This is a genomic window from Streptococcus sp. KR (genome assembly GCF_002238115.1).
Taxonomy (GTDB): domain Bacteria; phylum Bacillota; class Bacilli; order Lactobacillales; family Streptococcaceae; genus Streptococcus.
Map to the genome: position 1 here is coordinate 49,401 of NZ_NGVM01000011.1, position 19,762 is coordinate 69,162.

General features: G+C 39.8%; 18 protein-coding genes. 3 read left to right on the forward strand and 15 right to left on the reverse strand.

The genetic code is table 11. From position 1 onward, the window contains the following. Positions 1-19: 19 nt before the first annotated feature. From comGG to pbp1b, 10 genes are all read right to left on the reverse strand, one after another. The gene (gene comGG / locus CBI42_RS06030; protein ID WP_084925452.1) at positions 20-433 is read right to left on the reverse strand and encodes a competence type IV pilus minor pilin ComGG; all 414 of its coding nucleotides are present in this window, start codon (positions 431-433) and stop codon (positions 20-22) included. Beyond that, positions 411-872: a competence type IV pilus minor pilin ComGF gene (comGF, locus tag CBI42_RS06035; protein ID WP_024056739.1), complete on the reverse strand. Its 462-nt coding sequence runs from the start codon at positions 870-872 to the stop codon at positions 411-413. The genes comGG and comGF overlap by 23 nt, the downstream gene beginning before the upstream one ends. Then, on the reverse strand, positions 835-1,137 hold the full coding sequence (gene comGE / locus CBI42_RS06040; protein ID WP_094753516.1) for a competence type IV pilus minor pilin ComGE: 303 nt from the start codon (positions 1,135-1,137) through the stop codon (positions 835-837). The genes comGF and comGE overlap by 38 nt, the downstream gene beginning before the upstream one ends. Next, on the reverse strand, positions 1,100-1,504 hold the full coding sequence (gene comGD, locus CBI42_RS06045) for a competence type IV pilus minor pilin ComGD (protein ID WP_247930602.1): 405 nt from the start codon (positions 1,502-1,504) through the stop codon (positions 1,100-1,102). Before comGD ends, comGE begins: the two co-directional genes overlap by 38 nt. Next, positions 1,497-1,823, reverse strand: a complete 327-nt coding sequence (gene comGC / locus CBI42_RS06050; protein WP_045606658.1) for a competence type IV pilus major pilin ComGC — start codon at positions 1,821-1,823, stop codon at positions 1,497-1,499. Before comGC ends, comGD begins: the two co-directional genes overlap by 8 nt. Position 1,824: 1 nt before the next feature. Then, positions 1,825-2,841 carry a competence type IV pilus assembly protein ComGB gene (gene comGB, locus CBI42_RS06055; RefSeq protein ID WP_080975925.1) on the reverse strand — a complete coding sequence of 339 codons (1,017 nt, stop codon included), beginning with the start codon at positions 2,839-2,841 and terminating at the stop codon, positions 1,825-1,827. Beyond that, positions 2,789-3,730 carry a competence type IV pilus ATPase ComGA gene (gene comGA, locus CBI42_RS06060; RefSeq protein ID WP_049492620.1) on the reverse strand — a complete coding sequence of 314 codons (942 nt, stop codon included), beginning with the start codon at positions 3,728-3,730 and terminating at the stop codon, positions 2,789-2,791. Before comGA ends, comGB begins: the two co-directional genes overlap by 53 nt. Before the next feature lie 75 nt (positions 3,731-3,805). After that, the gene (locus CBI42_RS06065; RefSeq protein ID WP_000286405.1) at positions 3,806-4,171 is read right to left on the reverse strand and encodes a DUF1033 family protein; all 366 of its coding nucleotides are present in this window, start codon (positions 4,169-4,171) and stop codon (positions 3,806-3,808) included. Positions 4,172-4,320: 149 nt separating this feature from the next. Continuing rightward, entirely contained in the window at positions 4,321-5,379 is a 1,059-nt protein-coding gene (locus tag CBI42_RS06070; RefSeq protein WP_049510020.1) for a zinc-dependent alcohol dehydrogenase family protein, read from the reverse strand. 469 nt (positions 5,380-5,848) lie between these two features. Further along, positions 5,849-8,299 (reverse strand): penicillin-binding protein PBP1B, encoded by a 2,451-nt coding sequence (gene pbp1b, locus CBI42_RS06075; RefSeq protein WP_094753518.1) that lies wholly within the window; start codon positions 8,297-8,299, stop codon positions 5,849-5,851. 140 nt (positions 8,300-8,439) lie between these two features. Here pbp1b and tyrS point away from each other — a divergent pair, with 140 nt between their 5' ends. Further along, positions 8,440-9,696 carry a tyrosine--tRNA ligase gene (tyrS, locus tag CBI42_RS06080; protein WP_094753519.1) on the forward strand — a complete coding sequence of 419 codons (1,257 nt, stop codon included), beginning with the start codon at positions 8,440-8,442 and terminating at the stop codon, positions 9,694-9,696. A gap of 77 nt (positions 9,697-9,773) precedes the next feature. On the opposite strand, the gene CBI42_RS06085 is transcribed toward tyrS, so the two are convergent. Next, positions 9,774-11,837, reverse strand: a complete 2,064-nt coding sequence (locus CBI42_RS06085; protein ID WP_094753520.1) for a heavy metal translocating P-type ATPase — start codon at positions 11,835-11,837, stop codon at positions 9,774-9,776. Between the two features lies 1 nt (position 11,838). Continuing rightward, complete coding sequence (locus CBI42_RS06090) at positions 11,839-12,117, reverse strand: DUF6110 family protein (RefSeq protein WP_094753521.1); 279 nt, start codon at positions 12,115-12,117, stop codon at positions 11,839-11,841. Between the two features lie 151 nt (positions 12,118-12,268). Here CBI42_RS06090 and CBI42_RS06095 point away from each other — a divergent pair, with 151 nt between their 5' ends. Continuing rightward, positions 12,269-13,117: a methyltransferase domain-containing protein gene (locus CBI42_RS06095; protein WP_094753522.1), complete on the forward strand. Its 849-nt coding sequence runs from the start codon at positions 12,269-12,271 to the stop codon at positions 13,115-13,117. Positions 13,118-13,222: 105 nt separating this feature from the next. Here the strand turns inward: CBI42_RS06095 and CBI42_RS13245 are convergent, their stop codons facing one another. The 3 genes from CBI42_RS13245 to malQ form a co-directional block, all read right to left on the reverse strand. Next, a complete protein-coding gene (locus CBI42_RS13245; protein ID WP_000265676.1) occupies positions 13,223-13,429 on the reverse strand; it encodes a hypothetical protein in 207 nt (68 codons plus the stop codon). A 672-nt stretch (positions 13,430-14,101) separates the two neighbouring features. Beyond that, positions 14,102-16,360, reverse strand: a complete 2,259-nt coding sequence (gene glgP, locus CBI42_RS06105) for a glycogen/starch/alpha-glucan family phosphorylase (protein ID WP_094753523.1) — start codon at positions 16,358-16,360, stop codon at positions 14,102-14,104. Between the two features lie 25 nt (positions 16,361-16,385). After that, on the reverse strand, positions 16,386-17,903 hold the full coding sequence (gene malQ, locus CBI42_RS06110; RefSeq protein ID WP_045610937.1) for a 4-alpha-glucanotransferase: 1,518 nt from the start codon (positions 17,901-17,903) through the stop codon (positions 16,386-16,388). 480 nt (positions 17,904-18,383) lie between these two features. Between malQ and CBI42_RS06115 the strand changes: the two genes are divergently transcribed. After that, positions 18,384-19,655 carry an extracellular solute-binding protein gene (locus CBI42_RS06115; RefSeq protein WP_094753524.1) on the forward strand — a complete coding sequence of 424 codons (1,272 nt, stop codon included), beginning with the start codon at positions 18,384-18,386 and terminating at the stop codon, positions 19,653-19,655. Positions 19,656-19,762: the final 107 nt, after the last annotated feature.

The following is a 19,762-nucleotide window of genomic DNA, read 5'->3' on the forward strand; positions in this document are numbered from 1 at the left end:
CACAAAGTAGCTTGATTGGCTAGGAATTCTCTTTCTTTTCAACCTTCTCTTCTGATTTTTTATTCTCTGATTGATTACTTGAATCAGTCACTACCTTTTCCTTTTTATCTGTTTTCTCTTCTTTGATTTTGACGGAAGGAAAGATGAACTCATATTGGCTCTTAGGCGTATGAACCGTCGTCACCAAGCTTGTTTTCTTATTTTGATAGCTCACCTGACCCAGATTAAAGGCCTGTTCCCCACTTTCTTGCTCAACCTTATCTTTCGTTCGTTTGGCCATGGCAAAAGCGACCAGCTTTTCTTTATTTAAAGCGTAGTCTTGATAGTGGGTGACTTGTCGGTTCAAGTAAAATTGTAACAAAAGACTAAAGATGGCTGCCATAGTGACTGCATAGATGAGAACACCTGCCTTAACTTTTTTCTTTTTCCACACGATAGATGAACTCCCTTTCTAAACCTTTTTGGAATTGAAAACGAAAGCGAACCAGTTGATTCTCCTCTGTAATCTGTGCAGATTTGAGTCCATAAACCATGGGCTGATAACCCCGTCCACTGGCATCAGTTTTTCGAAAATCATCTGATTTGGACTTACCCATAGCAATATCCTTGCCATCTTGCTTCATATAGAGGCGATTGCCTTCCACTTTTTCGAATTGCGAACGGTCTAATTCTGCCTCCAGCTGGTCCACAAACAAGAGCCACTCCTTTTGCTCGCTTTGCTGCTGATAACGAACTTCTGAAATGAGGAGCTGACTCATGGCTTGAAAGAGAAGTAAACTCCCACTGATAACAATAAGAGCAATAAGGGATTCTAACAAAGTAAAAGCCTTGACCTTATAGCTCTTTGATTGCCAACAACTGTTCTGAACCATGGTAGACCTCCAATCCCTTTTCACTAGAAAATACCTGAATCTCAACTCCGTTTACGTTTACCTGATTTTGACCTGTCTGCAGTGCCATCTTAGCTACACGCACAACTTCTTCTTTCTGCAAGATTTTTGCTTCTTCTTGCCTATTCTTTTGAATTTGTCCCAAAAGAAGGGTAGCAATACTGGCAAAGATAGCTAGAGCAACTACTGCTTCTAGTAAAATTACTGCCCTAATTTTTTGTTTCCTTAATGCGTTTAATTTTTCCATTTCCTAGATATAATTGATAACGAATCGCTCCTTTGCTGGTCTGAAATTCAACCTTAGCCAGGGACGAATTGCCCCCAGTTCGGTCAAATGTAATGTTTTGGCCTGATGGTACCTTAATTCCTTTAGGAACTGTCAACTTTTGACTGCCATTACTGATCGTTTGCCCAGCTAAGTTTAGACTAGTCTTTTGCTGACTAGCTACACTGCGTTTTTGGGTTTCCCGATACAGTTCTTCAAACTCCATAAAGAAAATCTGCTCCTCTACCGCCGCAAAAGTGGACTGGACAGAGTCGGACAAGCCCAAGGCAAGGATACTCACAAGACCCAAAACTAATAGACTTTCCAGCATGGTAAAGGCCTTAATCATTGACTTTACGATTTGCTCCTCCGTTTTTAGTATAGTATTCATTATAGGCTTTAGCCTGTTCAGGAGTAATACGCCCATCTGCTTGTAACTTGCTTAGGCTAGCATCTTCATTTTTATCCAAGCTATAAAGCTCTGCCTGGCTTTCTACCACCTTAACAACAGCAGCTTTTCCTTTGTCGTTGACTGCTTCTTTTTGCTTGGTCAGATTAGGTACAAAGAGTAATAGAAGCACACTGATGATGAGCAAGACCACCAACATCTCCACAAGTGTGAAAGCTTTAACCTTAGCTTTTTTCAAGAATGTCATCATTTTTTTCATTTTAAAAATTTACCTCCATATTTTGATACATGGGCATGAGCATTGCCGCATAAAGTAAAACGATAATCAGTGCCACAAAGATAAAAACCAGTGGCTGCACAAAATTCATGGTGCGATTGACTCGGGTAAAAAAGGCCTCCCAAGTTTTTTCAGCATAGATTTCCAACTCACTACCCAGCTTGGACTTGACTTCCCCATATTCAATAATCAAGCTCAACTCCTTCTTAAAGAATGGATATGTCGCTATCGTCTGAGAAAATTCCTGACCATTTTGTAAGGATCTAGCTAGATTTTGACCGATTTCTTTAAAGAGATGAGAACCCTGTTCCTGCATGATCTGAAAAATCTGCGTCAGCTCCATTCCCTGTGAAATCATATTCCCCCATTCACGCGCATAATAGGCTGTCAAATAGGTCTGCACAAAGATTCCAAGAAAAGGAAGGCGTGCTAGGATAGAAAAGACGCGCATCTTAGAACTTCTTTTATAAAAAGTTAGTGCTAAAAGGACACCTACTGAAACAAGGCCTACCATTCCTAGAAAGATTTGTGGCAGATTGCCGATAATTTGGGTGGCAATATTGCTACTATCCAGTTGTGGTAGTAGATAGTTCCGTAGCCCCAGCATGATTAAAAGAAGAAATCCCAGTAAAATCAAAGGATAGGTCGCTACTTCAATTAGTTTTTTCTTGACCTTGGCCAGATTGTCTAGATACTCTTCTATCTTTCCCAAACTCAGGTGGAGATTTCCATGGACTTCCGCTAGGGATAACTGAGTGACAATGGCACTTGAAAATCCCAAACCTTCCATCATTTCTGAGAATGATTTCCCCTGAGACAAGCCCGTGCGCATCTGGGTCACGCACTGCTTGTCCAACAAGGCACTCCTATCTAAAAAGGAGATAGTCTCCACTAGATGAAAACCGCTGGAAAAGAGATTATTAAATAAGGTGATGATATTTTTTTGCTTAGCTGTAGCTAATTTTTTCCGTTTCAGCCTGAAGACTTGTGATATGTCCATCTTTAAGAAGCTGGTCAATCTGTTCATTCCAGCTAGTTGGTTGGTGTTCTTGATAGTCTTTGTTTGCAAAGTCAACGATTCCTCCTCCCCCGATTAATCTCTGATAGCAGACTCCTTGCAGAACAACTGCCAACTCTTCCTCACTCACACCCAACTCTAGCAGGCGCTCATAAACACCTCGGATGCTCTTGGCATGAATGGTTGAAAAGACTGTCGCACCTGTCAAACTGGCTCTGACCACTGCACGCGCCGTCTCGCTGTCCCGAATTTCTCCAATAATCAGGAGATCTGGTCGATGACGTAAGGAAAGCTTGATGAGATTTTCATAGGTAAGCCCAATCGCCTCATTCAACTGCAACTGGAGCATGTCGTCCTGCTTGATTTCTACCGGATCTTCTATGGACATAACTTGCTGTCCTTTAAAGAGAGACTTGGCCAATTCGTGCATCAAGGTCGTCTTGCCACTTCCAACTGGACCAGCAAAGAGATAGAGACCACGTTGCCTGTACCGCTTACCCAATTCTTCAATATCCTGAAACCAAAAATGCAAGTCCTGCTCCTCATCATGCAACAAGCGGATCACCAGACTCTCCTGCCCTCGATAATCGCCTACAGTAGATAGACGTAGAGACGCCATCTTTTGGTCATAGGCATAATCACAGGAACCAAGTTGACTACGTCTCTTTTCTCCAACATTCATACCCGCCACAAACTTAAAGTGACTGATGACAGCCGCAAACTTTTCAAAATCATAAGAACCGATTTTACAGCGCTCATCTCCTATCCTCATATGAAGCTCATAGGCGTCTAACTTGGGGACAAAATAAATGTCTTGTGCCCCTTTTTTCCGAGCCGAACGAATGATTTCTTGTGCAATTTCTTGAACCATACTTACCTCCTCACCTATACTATTCGCAAAAATTGGGAAAAATAAAAAAAGCAACTCCAAAAAGTTACTTTTTCTCTATTTTAATTTCATACGGCAAGAACGGTGCCTTTCCTTACCTGTTTGTTTTTCATAGCCTGGACGTAATTTTTCATCTGGGATAACCTGCTCATCCTGCAAAAGAGCCAAAGAATGGTATTGTTGTAAATACTCATCACATTCATCACACCAGCGTTGATCTTCTGGATCCCAAAAAATAGTCATCAAGTCACTTCTACTTTTATAAAGAGGGGATTCTTGTTCCAATCTAAACCAGCAAGTTTTGTAGTATTTGAGAGCATCATAATACTGGTCAAATTTCTTACTTGCTACAATGTCTTCTTCCCAACCTTCTAAGAACCACCAAGGTTCAAAATCTCCGTACATTTCTATAACACGATACATATTCATTCATTCCTTTGTACCGTATATTATAACCAATTCCGCCAGACAAGAAAAGAAATATGCTCATTTCTTAATTTCCAGATAAAAAATCCAGCCATCTTATGATGACTGAATTTCTATTTGCTTATGTTCCAAAATCTTGTTACTACCTAGGCTTCCGAGATATCGTTTTCGATAATGACCTTGATTGCATGGTGGTCTGCTGCCTTACTGAAGACTTCATAGGCTTTTTCAATTTCACTGAGTTTGAAATAATGAGTTACCAATTTTTCTGGTTCAATCTTATGACTTTCAAGTGCTTTCAACAATTGTGGAGTAGTATTTGTAGATACCAAACCAGTTGTTACATTGATGTTGCGAATCCAAAGTTTGTCCAAATCGAATTCAACTGGTTTACCATGTACACCACAGTTGGCAACTGTCCCGTCTATACCGATAATCTTTTGACAAAAATCAAATGTTGCAGGAATACCAACAGCTTCGATAGCGACATCCACACCACGACCATCTGTCAAATCATAAATTTCTTTAATGGCTTTTTCAGGGTCTGAAGAATTAACTTTATGAGTCGCACCAAATGATACAGCAGTTTCCAAGCGGTTATCGTCTAAGTCCACCATAATCAATTTAGCTGGTGAGTAGAATTGAGCTGTTAAAAGAGCAGCCAATCCAACTGGACCTGAACCAATAATGGCTACACTACAACCAGGTTCTACTTTCCCTTTCAAGACACCAATTTCATACCCAGTAGGCAAAATATCTGATAGCATAACCAAGGCTTCATCTGACAAGTCTTCTGGAGTATGGTAAAGAGTGTTATCTGCATGAGGGACACGTAAATACTCAGCCTGCATACCATCAATCAGGTGACCGAAAATCCAGCCCCCTTCGTCTTCACAGTGGGCATAAATTCCTTTTTTACAGTAGTAGCATTTACCACAGGCACAAACACAAGAAATCAAGACCTTGTCGCCTTTTTTGAAGTTCGAAACTCCTTCTCCAACTTCTTCAACAATCCCAATTCCTTCGTGACCAAGAATGGTACCACTTTGGCAAGCAGGGACATCCCCTTTGATAATATGGAGGTCTGTTCCACAAATAGTAGTTTTTACGATACGCACAATAGCGTCTGTTGGCTTGCGAATCACTGGTTTGTCAACGTCAACAAAAGAAGCAAGTCCAGGTTTAACATAAGTATAGGCTTTCATAAAGCACTCCTCCTTTTTTTATTTGTACTGTTTATAATATAATTGTAATCCTTTTCATTTGCTTCTTCAAGTGTTTTTGTGATTTTTTTAACTATTTTATTTACCAGTAAAGCAATATAGATAAAAAAGCAGAAGCTAGTCTGCTTTCATCCTTAACAAAGAGAAATTTCACTACTCCATAAGAACTTTCGATTAACATCAAACGACTAAACAAAAATGATATTACTGATAGATGGAGAATATTCTTCTATATCATTGAAACACTAGGACATCCAAAACAATTGCACTTTCAGTAAATTTCTATACTAAAATTACGAATAATCTCTGCAATATTATCTAAGTTGCAATATATATTAGACATTTTACTAACAATTTTTATAATATCGTTTGTCTTTAAGAGCACAATAACGGCCTTGCTTCTCACTTAACGAGATTCAAGACCGTTATTTAAGATTTTTATTTTATAGCTCTATCTTCTACTATTTGATTGTGTTGAAGATGAACTTGATGTACTGCTAGAGCTACTACTTGAGCTTGGTGTAGATGAGAAACTACCAATAATACTTGACCAAGCATTTTGGTAATCTGCTTCACTTCCTCCAATAGCAAAGTGATAGCTTGTCGTAGGAGCTCCCGTCTTGGTAGCCCAATAGCTCGTTACAGTAGAACCTGAAAGATCCACTGTTCTTCCATTAACGGATACTTTGCCAGGCTTCTGCCCTGTTGATCTGAGGACCTGAGATTGAGTCACACTAGAATCAAGATTAAAGCGTTCATTGCCCCAAACACCAGGCTCAGCCTGTTGGATAGCATTGACCAAGTGGGCCATATATTTGGCATTTCGATAATGCCCAGCCCCCTTAGCCATTGGACGGTTGTCATCATGACCTAGCCAACCACCTAGAGTCAATCTTGGCGTCGAAAGCATGAGCCACATATTTTCATCTTCATTGGTTGTACCAGTCTTACCAATCCAGTCTGCACGAGCTAAGCTTGAATTGATAGAAGCCAAATCCGTTTGGAAACTTGAAGTGATCCGAGATGAAATCACCTCACGAAGCAAACTCTGCATAATCGTTGCTGTTGCCTTCGAATACACTTGAACTGGTTTGTCTTGGAACTCATAGATTACTCTACCATCAGATGATTCAATCTTAGAAATCACATGTTTTTGATGGTAGACACCGTTATTGGCAATTGTTTGATAACCATTGGTATGCTGGGCAACTGTGACTTCAATCCCACCACCCATAGGCAGACTTTCGATACCGTACTCTGGAATCTCGTAACCCATTTTTTCCATATAGCTCTTAACATCGACACCTTTTTCACGAAGCATGCGATAAGTCCAATAGGCTGGAATATTCCATGAATAGTTTAAAGCATCACCCAAATTGACCATATCTGTACCTTTACTACTACCATGCACAATCGGACTACCATTTGCAAAATTTGTAGGATAATTTGACAATATGCTAGCACTTCCCATCAAACCTTGGTCAATGGCAATTCCGTAGGCCAGCAAAGGCTTGGTTGTAGAGGCTGGTGAACGCTTGGTGTCAAAGGCGTGATTGTTTTGGTTAGTCTGGTAATTACGACCACCAACAAAGCCTAGAACAGCCCCCGTTTTATTGTCCATCAAAACATTCCCTACTTCAGGCTGCCCAGTCGAATCATCTACCAAATGACCATAGTTAGCAACTGCATTTTGCATGGCCGCATGGATTTTTTTATTGATCGTTGTAGTAATTTTGTAGCCACCATTACTTAGTTCCTGCTCAGCTCTCTCATGATAAGCCTTTCGAATCGCTTCATTTTTCAACTCTTGGCTCGAAACATTATCCTGTCGAACTAAATAATCATACATACGGTCTGTCGCTTCAGCCATAGCTGTAAAGTAGAGATAATCCCTCGAAACAACATTGACAGTTCCTGATGGCAAGAAGTCTTGCTTGAGATTATAATCCTTGTACTGGTCGTATTCTTCCTGAGTCAGAGCACCCGTACGGTACATGTTGTAGAGAACATCCTTGGCCCGCTTCAAACCAAGTTCTAAGTCTTCATCACTCTTTAACTCTCCAGTATTTTCATAAGGGGAATAAGTAATCGGACTCTGTGGCAAACCTGCTAGGAAGGCAGCTTGGGGAATACTCAACTTTTTGGCATCGATACCAAAAATCCCTTCAGCAGCTTGCTGGGCACCTGCAATATTCTGCCCTTTATGATTTCGACCAAAGGGAGCAACATTGAGATAAGTCGTCAAGATTTCATCCTTACTCATGCTACGTTCCAAGGCAAGGGCATCAACAATTTCTGTAGCCTTACGAGCCAAAGTCGGAGCATCTCCGACCACTTGTTGCTTGATTAACTGTTGGGTCAAGGTCGAGCCCCCACTAGACGAGCCCAAACCTGCAAAAGTTCCCAAAGTCGCCCGAATCACAGCTTTTGGCACAACCCCGTTATGTTCAAGAAAATGTTCATCCTCAGTAGCAACGATAGCCTTTTTGAGATTGTCCGATATTTCCCCAGATGAAACAGAAGTTCGCAGTAGGTCACTCTCGATAGAAGCAATGACACTCCCATCTGCATAAACAATTTCTGAGATGGAAGAAATATTTTTAACCTGCTTAACCAAGTCCTCCGCTTGGGGAACCTTGGCCTTGTCAAACAAAGCAACTCCATAACCAAGAGCTACACCTGCACCAAAAAGTCCACCAATAAAGCCTAGAATAAAGAGAATATTCAGAATGCCCTTAATAGCAACTAAAATGCTACCTAGGATAGCCAGAACTTTCCCACCTGTCCCATCCGACTTCTTCACTTCTGAGACTTTCTCTGATTTTCTATGATTTATTTTTGATTTTACTCGCTGGAAAAATTCCAGCATTTTTCGTTTTAATTCATTTAATTGATTTTGCATGGATTTCCTCACTCTATCTATTATACCATAAAAGGTAAACTTTCAATAAAATAGCTACTTTCTTCCTTATTCTACTAGGCTATTGCCCGAGTTTGTGATACAATAGGTAGAAACAATATTTTATAAAGGAGAAAAGACACATGCACATTTTTGATGAGCTAAAAGAGCGTGGTTTGATTTTTCAAACGACTGATGAAGAAGCTTTGCGTAAAGCCCTAGAAGAAGGTCAAGTTTCTTATTATACTGGCTATGATCCAACTGCTGACAGCCTTCACCTAGGCCACCTTGTCGCAATCTTGACAAGTCGTCGCTTGCAACTAGCAGGTCACAAACCTTATGCGCTCGTTGGCGGTGCTACAGGTCTCATCGGAGATCCGTCCTTCAAAGATGCTGAACGTAGTCTCCAAACAAAAGACACAGTAGATGGCTGGGTCAAGTCTATCCAAGGGCAACTTTCTCGTTTTCTTGACTTTGAAAATGGTGAAAACAAGGCTGTCATGGTCAACAACTACGACTGGTTTGGCAGCATCAGCTTCATTGATTTCCTCCGTGATATCGGAAAATACTTCACTGTCAACTACATGATGAGCAAGGAGTCTGTGAAAAAACGGATCGAAACAGGAATTTCTTACACTGAGTTCGCTTACCAAATCATGCAAGGTTACGACTTCTTCGTCCTTAACCAAGACCACAACGTAACGCTTCAAATCGGTGGTTCTGACCAGTGGGGAAATATGACAGCTGGTACCGAATTACTTCGTCGTAAGGCTGACAAGACTGGCCACGTAATCACTGTTCCACTGATTACCGATGCAACTGGTAAGAAATTTGGTAAATCAGAAGGAAACGCAGTCTGGCTCAATCCTGAAAAGACTTCCCCATATGAAATGTACCAATTCTGGATGAACGTTATGGACGCAGACGCTGTTCGCTTCTTGAAAATCTTTACTTTCTTGTCACTTGATGAGATTGAAGAAATCCGTAAACAATTTGAAGCAGCGCCACACGAACGCTTGGCTCAAAAAATTCTCGCTCGTGAAGTCGTGACTCTTGTTCACGGAGAAGAAGCTTACAAAGAAGCCCTCAACATCACTGAACAACTCTTTGCAGGAAACATCAAAAACCTTTCTGTTAAAGAACTCAAACAAGGACTTCGTGGTGTGCCAAACTACCAAGTACAAGTAGACGAAAACCACAATATTGTGGAACTGCTCGTCTCATCTGGTGTAGTTAACTCAAAACGCCAAGCCCGTGAAGATGTACAAAATGGAGCTATCTACGTAAACGGTGACCGCATCCAAGACCTTGACTATGTCTTAAGTGACGCAGATAAGCTTGAGAACGAACTGACTGTTATCCGTCGCGGTAAGAAAAAATACTTTGTATTGACTTACTAAACTATTCAACATTTATCTATAAACAAAGGAGTTAACCTCGAGAAAGGTAACTCCTTTTTGCTGTTAATAACTCTCATCTATCTATTTTTAATAGACAGGCTACGCAGTACAATGCGCAAGGTTGTTAGATTATGTAAGATAGAGAGATTTGAAGGACTGAGCCAATTAAATAAGCCAAAGCCAATCAAACTACTATTTACGACAACGGTATCTTGAATATTCTTCTTGATGAGTGTTTGCAAAGATGATGATAGCGAATCCAAATCTTGGAAGAAATCCAAACGATTATCTAACAATAAGATATCGCTCATCTGCTTAGAAATATCTGCACTCTCATTCATCACCACACCAATATCTGATAGGGTTAGAGCCGCTGAGTCATTCAATCCATCTCCAACCATCAAAATAGTGTGACCTGCTTTCTGCAGTTCCTCTACTAACTCAAATTTCCCATCAGGTTTCAAGTCTGTATAGACCTGATCAAAGGGCAAATCTTTGACTAATTCCTCTGTCCTAACCAGGGTGTCCCCTGTTGCCAGAATCAATTTTTTCCCTTGTGCCTTAAGTTTCTCCAAGGCTGCTTTGGCTTCTTTTCTCAAAGGAGTATGAATGCAGAACATTCCAATCAATTCATTCTGATAAGCCAAGAATAAGAGATTGTAGTGACTCTTGTACTCTTCAATTAAAGCATTTTGTTCTGAACTGATATGAATTTGCTCATCCTGCATCAAAACATAATTCCCAATAAGAACTGGTTGCCCATCTATATGAGATTTGATCCCCTTGCTTGCGATATATTGGAGTTTCCCATGCATTTCCTCATGTTCAATTCCCTCTATCTCAGCTTGCTTGACGATGGCATTAGCAATAGGATGATAAATGTGTTCCTCAAGACAGGCACTGATTTTGAGAATATCTTCCTCACTATAGTCCCCAAAAGGTAACACCTTTTCAACTATAGGATAACTAGTTGTGATTGTTCCCGTCTTATCAAACAAGAAAGTATCAACTTCCAGATATTTCTCCAAAACATCCCCATCCTTAATCACCATTTCACGATTCAACCCCTCCTTGATAGCTGTTAAATAAGCTACAGGAGTAGAGATTTTCAAAGCGCAGGAGAAATCGACCAATAGGAAAGAAATAGCCTTAGAAAAAGAACCTGTCAATAGGTAAGTCAGACCAGCCCCCAAGAAATTATATTTGACGACCTTGTCCGCCATTTTGATGAAATAGCGTTGTTTCGTTTTCTTGTTTTCTTCAGATTTCTTCATCAACTCAATCAGCTGTAAAATCCGGCTGTTCATCTGATTATCGGTTACACGAATGCGTAACTCTCCAGTTTCTAATACTGTATTTGCACAAACCAAATCAGACTCTCTTTTTTCAACTGGAAAACTCTCCCCCGTCAAGGAACTTTCGTTGACCATACCTAAACCTGAAACTACTTGTCCATCAAACAGAATTTCATTTCCTTGAGATAGGACCAAGACATCTCCTATTTGAACATCGGAACTCTTGATACTAACGACCGTATCGCCCTGTACTAGGAATACATCGCTCTCTTTTGCAAGAAGGCTTTGTTCTAAATCTGTTGCAGTTTTTTTCAAGGACCACTGATCTAAATGATTCCCCAAATCAAGCATAAACATGATATTGCTAGCTGTCTTGGATTGGTTCATAAACAAGGACAATAAAATCGCCGAACAGTCCAAGACCTCCATCGTTAGTTCCTTACGCGCTAGTGTTTGATAGGCTTCTCTAATATAGCCAAAAGCCTGATAACAAGTCCATATATAGCGAATAGGATACGGCACAAAACTACGAAAAAGTATACGCTTAATCGCTGCACCTGAAACAATAGAATAAGCACTCTCTTCTCTACGAATGGGAAGAGTCATCAACTCAGAAACTTTCCCTTTATCAATTCTTTTTAAAAAGGCTTCTGCATTATCTAATACAGAAAAGCCTTCTTTTATGCGTAGAGTAAAGTGCTGTTGATCCATGTAAAACTGGATAGACTCAATTCCCTTTTCATCTCTCGCCAAGGAACGAAGATAGTCTTGAATATCCAAGGTGAGTGAAAAAGAAGATGATAGTCGGATATGTTGGTATCCTCTATGTAGCACTTTAAAAGACATATTATTCCCCTATAAGGCTATCTAATTGCTCTTCTTTTTTCTCTTGCTCGTACAAATATTTGGCATCTTGCAAGACATCGTCTCCATGTTGCTTCACAACAGAAACAGATGCATCTAGCTCGTCTTTTAACTTATAAGCCTTAGCCAAAGCTTTAGAATAACCTTTTTTAGCTTCCTTACTTGCCAAGATTTTCAAACCAAAGGTACCAAATGCGACACCACCCAAAAAGAGTGATGATTTTTTCGCAACTTTTGCAACGGTTAATACTTCTTTTAACATACTTATTTCCTCCTTATCATTATTATATAGAAATTTCGATATAAAAGCAATTTTATTCTATAAATTGGAGAATTAGTTTTATTTCTACTGAATCTCCCATCTACTTATTCCTAAAGTTGCTTTCATTTGCCTCTTTTGATACACTTAAACTATGAATACAAATCTCAAACCCAAACTTCAACGTTTTGCTTCTGCTACTGCCTTTGCCTGTCCCATCTGTCAAGAAAAGCTACCTCTAGTAGCTAGCAGTCTCAAGTGTAGCAATCACCATTCTTTTGATCTGTCAAAATTCGGCTATGTCAATCTGGCACCTCAAATCAAGCAATCTGCCAACTACGACAAGGAAAACTTCCAAAATCGCCAGCAAATCCTAGAAGCTGGATTTTATCAAGCTATTCTAGAGGCTGTATCTGATTTACTTTCAAACTCAAAAAATGCCAAAACAATTTTAGATATCGGTTGTGGTGAAGGTTTCTATTCTCGTAAACTCCAAGAAAGCCATCCTGACAAAACCTTCTATGCCTTCGACATTTCCAAAGATTCCGTCCAAATCGCTGCCAAGAGCGAACCCAACTGGGCAGTCAATTGGTTCGTTGGTGACTTGGCACGACTTCCTATAAAAGACGCCAGTATGGATATCCTGCTTGATATCTTCTCACCTGCCAACTATGGAGAATTTCGTCGCGTTTTATCCAAAGACGGTATCTTGATAAAGGTTATTCCAACTAAAAATCACCTCAAGGAAATCCGTCAGAAGGTACAAGACCAGCTGACAAACAAGGACTATTCCAACCAAGATATCAAAAATCATTTCCAAGAACACTTTACCATCCTATCTAACCAAACTGCCTCACTAACCAGGCCTATCACAGCAGAACAGCTCCAAGCCCTACTCAGCATGACACCCCTACTCTTTCACATCGACCAGACTAAGATTGACTGGAGCCAACTGACAGAGATTACTATTGAGGCTGAGATTCTGGTTGGGAAAGTACTATAATTGACACAAAAAACCGCATTTCAAGAAGATCTGCGGTTTTAAATTTCAATTTTTAAACTATCTATCCCAAAAGTCTAAAACATTTAAAGCTTTTAGCTTCTCCATTTATTTTCGATTCGAAATAAAAAACTTATCAATAAATAGCAAGTGAAATAAGGCAAGTGTAATTCCCGATAAGCACCCATGATAAGAGATTTCTTGATGAGTAAGGGGGTAAAGATTACTATTACCCGCCAAGAGGCATGTTAAAATAACAAATAGAATCCAAAATAAATCCGTCCATTTATATTTTGAAAAATATTTTTTCCACATAAGAACACCTTCTTTCCTATAATCATATTATAATACTTTGTGTAAGCGAATACAAGAGATATGAGGTAATCATCTACGAAGAAATATAAGGCTGAAAGACAGTAAAAACCAGCATTTTAAGCGCTGGTTTATTGTTTTAAACAGGGTTTCCTACAAAGCTTATTAAAACACTAAGCTTTTAAAAAAGTTAGTTTTTGAAGCGCTTGGATAAATAGAATCTAGAAAACAGAAAAAACTAAAAAGAATGTAGGGAAATAAACCCTACATTCTTAAAATAACTTAGTACATAAATGACAATGCTGTCGCCGCCATCAATATTGCAAGAACCATTTTCCAAATTTTTTTATTTTTTCCAAAAATCTTATCAGGTAACAAGCTTATTACAAGAAAGGTAATAAACAACACCAATTTAAGTGTATATATCATAAAAACACCTTCTTTCCTACAATTATATTATAATACTTTGTGTAAGCGAATACAAGAAATATGAGGTAATCAACTACGAAGAAGCATGAGGTTGAAAGACAGTAAAACCAACTTTTTAAACGTTCAATGTGTCTATGATTTCTCTCTATTTAAGACAAGATTGACTCAAATCCACAGCATTCAAAAAAAGCGAATTTCAATCGAAATTCGCTTTTAAGGAAAGTGTATTAGTATAAATCTTATAGCTTAGTTCAAGTGCCAGATATCTTCGTTGTACTGAGCGATTGTACGGTCAGATGAGAAGAATCCTGCTTTAGAAATGTTAACGATAACTTTATCCAACCATGCGTCACGGTCTTCGTAGTCAGCCAACATTTGCTCTTTGACTTTGATGTAGTCTTCCAAGTCAAGAAGAGTCATGAACCAGTCTTTATTGATCAATTCATTGTAAAGACGTTCCAAGCGCTCTTTGTTTCCAGCTGCAAGAACTGCATCGCTAACGATGAAGTCAACCAATGGTTTGATAGCTTCACGAGCGTAGAATTCGCTTGATTTGTATGCTGCTTTTGCGTAAAGGTCGATAACAGTTTCTGAATCTTCACCAAAGATGTAGATGTTTTCGTCACCAACCAACTCAGCGATTTCCACGTTAGCACCATCCATAGTACCAAGAGTCAAAGCTCCGTTCAACATGAATTTCATGTTACCAGTACCTGAAGCTTCTTTAGAAGCAAGTGAGATTTGCTCTGAGATATCACATGCTGGGATAAGGAAGCTTGCTGCAGTAACGTTGTAGTTTTCAACCATAACAACTTGCAAGTGTGGAGCTACTGCTGGATCGTTAGCAATAACTTCTGACATGCAAAGGATCAAGTGGATGATGTCTTGAGCGATTGTGTAGGCTGGAGCTGCTTTACCACCAAAGAAGATTGTGATTGGACGAGCAGGGATGTTACCAGCTTTGATGTCAAGGTATTTGTGGATAACATACAAAGCGTTCATTTGTTGACGTTTGTACTCGTGAAGACGTTTGATTTGGATATCAAAGATAGAGTTTGGATTGATTTCCACACCTTGGTGTTCTTTCAAGTGACGAGCCAATTTACGTTTGTTGTGAGCCTTGATGCTTTCCAATTTTTCTTTGACAGCTGCTTTGTCTTCGTAAGACAAGAGTTTTTCAAGCTCATCTGCTTCATGGTGCCAACCTTCTCCAAGAATCTCATCCAAGTAGTGAGACAAGCTTGGGTTAGCATGCATGAGCCAACGACGGAAAGTGATACCGTTTGTTTTGTTGTTGAATTTTTCTGGGTAAAGGTCGTAGAAGGCTTTCAACTCAGAGTTCTTCAAGATTTCAGTGTGGAGTGCTGCTACCCCGTTAACACTGTATCCGTAGTGGATATCCATGTGAGCCATGTGAACACGTCCGCTCTCATCGATAATTTGAACAGCTGGATCTTTGTATTCTGCTTTCACGCGACGGTCCAATTCTTCGATGATTGGTACCAAGTGAGGAACCACTTCTTGCAAGAATTCAAGAGGCCATTTTTCAAGGGCTTCAGCAAGGATTGTGTGGTTAGTGTAGGCAGTCATGCTACGAACGATTGAGATTGCTTCGTCAAGTTCGATACCACGAGCAGTCAAAAGACGGATCAATTCAGGGATAACCATTGATGGGTGAGTGTCGTTGATTTGGACAACTGCGTAGTCAGCAAGGTCATGCAAGTTGCTTCCTTTTTCGATTGCTTCATCGATGATCAATTGCGCACCGTTTGAAACCATGAAGTATTGTTGGAAGATACGGAGCAATTCACCTTGGCGGTCACTATCATCTGGGTAAAGGAAAAGAGTCAAGTTGCGAGCAATGTCTGTCTTATCAAAGTTGATACCATCTTTAATGATTGAAGAATCAACTGAATCCAAGTCAAACAAACGCAAGCGGTTCTTAGTTTCTGTCTTGTAACCAGGTACATCGATATCGTAAAGAGTTGATGTCAATGTGAAGTGAGCAAATGGCACTTGGTAGCTACGGCTTGAGCGAACCAACCAGTTTTGCTCTGTCAACCATGCGTTTGGAATTGTTTCTTGTTGGTTATTTTTAAGAACTTGTTGGAAAAGACCGTAGTGGTAGTTAAGACCAACACCGTCACCGTTCAAACCAAGAGTAGCAATTGAGTCGATAAAGCAGGCAGCCAAACGTCCCAAACCACCATTACCAAGAGATGGTTCCAATTCAACTTCTTCAACTTCGATCAAGTCTTTACCTGCAGCTGCGAGTTCTTTTTTGACATCATCGTAAAGACCAAGGTTGATCAAGTTGTTTGACAAAAGTTTACCAATCAAGAACTCAGCTGAGATGTAGTAAACTTTTTTCTTACCAGTGTTAACTGGTTTTTTGCTACTTGCAAGCTTGCTGTAGTTAAGAAGAGCCAGGTAAAGCTCTTCATTGCTACATTCTGCAATGGTTTTATTGTAACGATTTTGTACAAATTCTTGTAGTGATAACATGTTTAAGGTGTCTCCTGATATTGTATTATTTCTTTAATTCTACCAAATTTTCATTGATTCGGCGATAAATTGTTGTCAAGTCAAGCAAGCCTTCCTCGACAGCTGGTGTCAATTGATCTTCAGTCATACGCCAAGACCAGTTTCCACCAAGGGTAGATGGGAAGTTCATACGAGCTGCCTCATCCAATTCTAGCAAATCTTGCATAGTTGCAATTGCCATGAAGCTAACTGATGAAAAGACTGTACGAAGCATAGCATGTGGCACTGTTTCGTATTCTTTACGGTTAGTGTAGCGAGCCATGTATTCACGAGTCGCATCATCGATCTCGTTACGGTACCAACCAAGGACCGTATTGTTATCGTGTGTTCCTGTGTACATAACTGAGTTAGCAGGTGCCAAGTGTGGGCTATCGATGCTTTCGTCTTCTGGGTTGAAGGCAAATTGAAGAATCTTCATTCCTGGGAAGCCAGTACGTTCACGCAATTCGATAACTTCGTCTGTCATGAAACCAAGGTCTTCAGCGATGATGTTTAGCTCACCAAGCTCTTCCTTAACGGCTGCAAAAAGCTTGTAGCCAGGACCTTTGACCCATTCACCAGGTGCTGCTGTATCAGAACCAGCAGGGATTTCCCAGTAAGATTCGAAACCACGGAAGTGGTCGATACGAACGATGTCGTAGATTTTGAAGCTTTCACGCAAGCGCTCAATCCACCATTTGTAGCCGTCTTTGTCCATTGCTTCCCAGTCATAGATTGGGTTACCCCAAAGCTGACCAGTTGCAGAAAATTCATCTGGTGGGCATCCTGCAATGCAAGTCGCCTTACCGTTGACATCTGTCTTGAAGAGATGTGGATTTGCCCACATATCGCTTGAATCTTCCGCTACGTAGATTGGCATGTCCCCAACGATTTCGATGTAGTTGTCGTTAGCGTAAGCTTTCAATTTCAACCATTGTTGGAAGAAGAAGTATTGAGTCACACGGTGGTAAACCAACTTGTCTGCCAATTGTTCACGGTAGCTTTCAAGTGCTGAAGCTTTACGAGCACGAGCATCTGCATCTGGCCATTCAGTCCAAGCAAGATTATCAAAATGCTCTTTGATAGCCATATACTCTGCAAAGAGTTCAAGCCATGATTGGTTGTCTTGAGCAAATTTCTCAAAATCTTTAACATCTCCTACTTCCAAGAAACGTTTTACCGCTTTTTCTAAAAGAGGACGACGTGCATAGTAGATTTTCGCATAATCAACTTCAGACGCATCACTACCAAAGTCAACCCCTTCAAGGTCACTTGCTTGCAACAAGCCTTGTTCCACCAAGATATCTAAATCGATAAAATGAGTGTTCCCTGCGAAGGCTGAGAAAGATTGGTAAGGAGAGTCTCCGTAACTAGTTGTTCCTAGTGGAAGGATTTGCCAGTAACGTTGTTTTGTGCGAACCAAGAAATCAACGAAGTCATAAGCACTTTTACCAAATGATCCGATTCCGTATGCTCCTGGAAGAGAAGAAATGTGCATCAACACACCACTTTGACGTTTTTTCATAATAAGCACCTCATGTGTTTATAGTTAGATATTACATTTTTATGAACGCAAACGTTTGCGCTATTACTAGTATAGCTTATTTTCTTGATAAATGCAAGCGGTTTTAAATAACTTTTTTGATTATTTTTTAAAAATTTTTTCTTCTTACTCGTATATATATTCTTTCAGGAAGCAAACAAAATAGGAATAAGGCTTTCACTTATCTTATTAAGCAAAAATAAAGTGAGAATCCTCTCTGCTTTCCATTTGTAAATTAGGCAATCGTTTTCTCAACTTTTTTTAAAAAAACAAAATAAAAGCGATTTTTAGATTTTCTACTATTATAAACAAATAAAACGCTTACCCTTTTCGTGAAGTTTTTTTAAAATTTTTACAAAAAACACTTGCAACCGCTTTCCGATTGTGCTATACTAATCCCATAAAGGAAAACGTTTGCGTTTCCTCATTATAAAATTTGTTATTCTTTAGGAGGAATACACTATGTCATCTAAATTCATGAAGAGCGCTGCTGTGCTTGGAACTGCTACACTTGCTAGCTTGCTTTTGGTAGCTTGCGGAAGCAAACCTGCTGAAAAAGCTGCTGATGCTGGTTCATCTGAAGCGAAAGAAATCACTCTTTACGTTGAAGATCAATATAAAGCATTTGCTGAATCAGCTGCAAAAGCTTACGAAAAAGAAGCTGGCGTAAAAGTGACTATCAAAACCGGAGACCAAATGGGTGGTCTTGACAACCTTTCTCTAGATAACCAATCTGGTAAAGCTGCTGACGTTATGATGGCACCATACGACCGTGTAGGTAGCCTTGGTACTGACGGCCAACTTTCAGAAGTTAAATTGAGCGACGGCGCTAAAACAGATGATAAAACTAAATCTCTTGTAACAGCTGCTGACGGTAAAGTTTACGGTGCTCCTGCCGTTATCGAGTCACTTGTTATGTACTACAACAAAGACTTGGTAAAAGAAGCTCCAAAAACATTTGCTGACTTGGAAAACCTTGCTAAAGATAGCAAATACGCATTCGCTGGAGAAGATGGAAAAACTTCTGCATTCCTAGCTGACTGGACAAACTTCTACTATGCATACGGACTTCTTGCTGGTAACGGAGCTTATGTATTTGGCGATAACGGTAAAAATCCTAAAGACATCGGTCTTGCAAACGACGGTTCTATCGCAGGTATCAACTATGCTAAATCTTGGTATGAAAAATGGCCTAAAGGTATGCAAGATACTGAAGGAGCTGGAAACCTAATCCAAACTCAATTCCAAGAAGGTAAAACAGCTGCTATCATTGACGGACCTTGGAAAGCTAAAGCCTTCAAAGACGCTAAAGTAAACTACGGTGTTGCAACTATCCCAACTCTTCCAAACGGAAAAGAATATGCTGCATTCGGTGGTGGTAAAGCTTGGATCATCCCATCAAGCACTAAGAACCTTGAAGCTGCTCAAAAATTTGTAGACTTCCTTGTTTCAACTGAAGAACAAAAAGCCTTCTACGATACAACTAACGAAATCCCAGCTAACACTGAAGCTCGTTCATACGCTGAAGGTAAAAACGATGAGTTGACAACAGCTGTTATCAAACAGTTCAAGAACGCTCAACCAATGCCAAATATCTCTCAAATGTCAGCTGTTTGGGACCCAGCTAAAACAATGTTGTTTGAAGCTGTAAGTGGTAAGAAAGATGCTAAAACAGCTGCAAACGATGCTGTAACATTGATCAAAGAAACAATCAAACAAAAATTTGGTGAATAAAAAATTTGTTCAAGGGGGGTGGAATTCAAATCCCCCTTTGAATTTATCAATAAAAAACATATATAGTTTAGGTTTTGATTAGAAACCAGTATCCTATGAAAGGAGTT

Bases quoted from the DNA above. Each gene is read 5' to 3' on its own strand.
- CBI42_RS06095 (WP_094753522.1), top strand. From the start codon at position 12,269: ATGAATACAAATCTCAAACCCAAACTTCAACGTTTTGCTTCTGCTACT.
- comGE (WP_094753516.1), bottom strand. From the start codon at position 1,137: ATGGAAAAATTAAACGCATTAAGGAAACAAAAAATTAGGGCAGTAATT.
- CBI42_RS06070 (WP_049510020.1), bottom strand. From the start codon at position 5,379: ATGAAAGCCTATACTTATGTTAAACCTGGACTTGCTTCTTTTGTTGAC.
- CBI42_RS13245 (WP_000265676.1), bottom strand. From the start codon at position 13,429: ATGTGGAAAAAATATTTTTCAAAATATAAATGGACGGATTTATTTTGG.
- CBI42_RS06065 (WP_000286405.1), bottom strand. From the start codon at position 4,171: ATGTATCGTGTTATAGAAATGTACGGAGATTTTGAACCTTGGTGGTTC.
- malQ (WP_045610937.1), bottom strand. From the start codon at position 17,903: ATGAAAAAACGTCAAAGTGGTGTGTTGATGCACATTTCTTCTCTTCCA.
- CBI42_RS06085 (WP_094753520.1), bottom strand. From the start codon at position 11,837: ATGTCTTTTAAAGTGCTACATAGAGGATACCAACATATCCGACTATCA.
- tyrS (WP_094753519.1), top strand. From the start codon at position 8,440: ATGCACATTTTTGATGAGCTAAAAGAGCGTGGTTTGATTTTTCAAACG.
- comGC (WP_045606658.1), bottom strand. From the start codon at position 1,823: ATGAAAAAAATGATGACATTCTTGAAAAAAGCTAAGGTTAAAGCTTTC.
- CBI42_RS06115 (WP_094753524.1), top strand. From the start codon at position 18,384: ATGTCATCTAAATTCATGAAGAGCGCTGCTGTGCTTGGAACTGCTACA.
- comGF (WP_024056739.1), bottom strand. From the start codon at position 872: ATGGTTCAGAACAGTTGTTGGCAATCAAAGAGCTATAAGGTCAAGGCT.
- pbp1b (WP_094753518.1), bottom strand. From the start codon at position 8,299: ATGCAAAATCAATTAAATGAATTAAAACGAAAAATGCTGGAATTTTTC.
- comGD (WP_247930602.1), bottom strand. From the start codon at position 1,504: ATGATTAAGGCCTTTACCATGCTGGAAAGTCTATTAGTTTTGGGTCTT.
- glgP (WP_094753523.1), bottom strand. From the start codon at position 16,360: ATGTTATCACTACAAGAATTTGTACAAAATCGTTACAATAAAACCATT.
- comGB (WP_080975925.1), bottom strand. From the start codon at position 2,841: ATGGACATATCACAAGTCTTCAGGCTGAAACGGAAAAAATTAGCTACA.
- CBI42_RS06090 (WP_094753521.1), bottom strand. From the start codon at position 12,117: ATGTTAAAAGAAGTATTAACCGTTGCAAAAGTTGCGAAAAAATCATCA.
- comGA (WP_049492620.1), bottom strand. From the start codon at position 3,730: ATGGTTCAAGAAATTGCACAAGAAATCATTCGTTCGGCTCGGAAAAAA.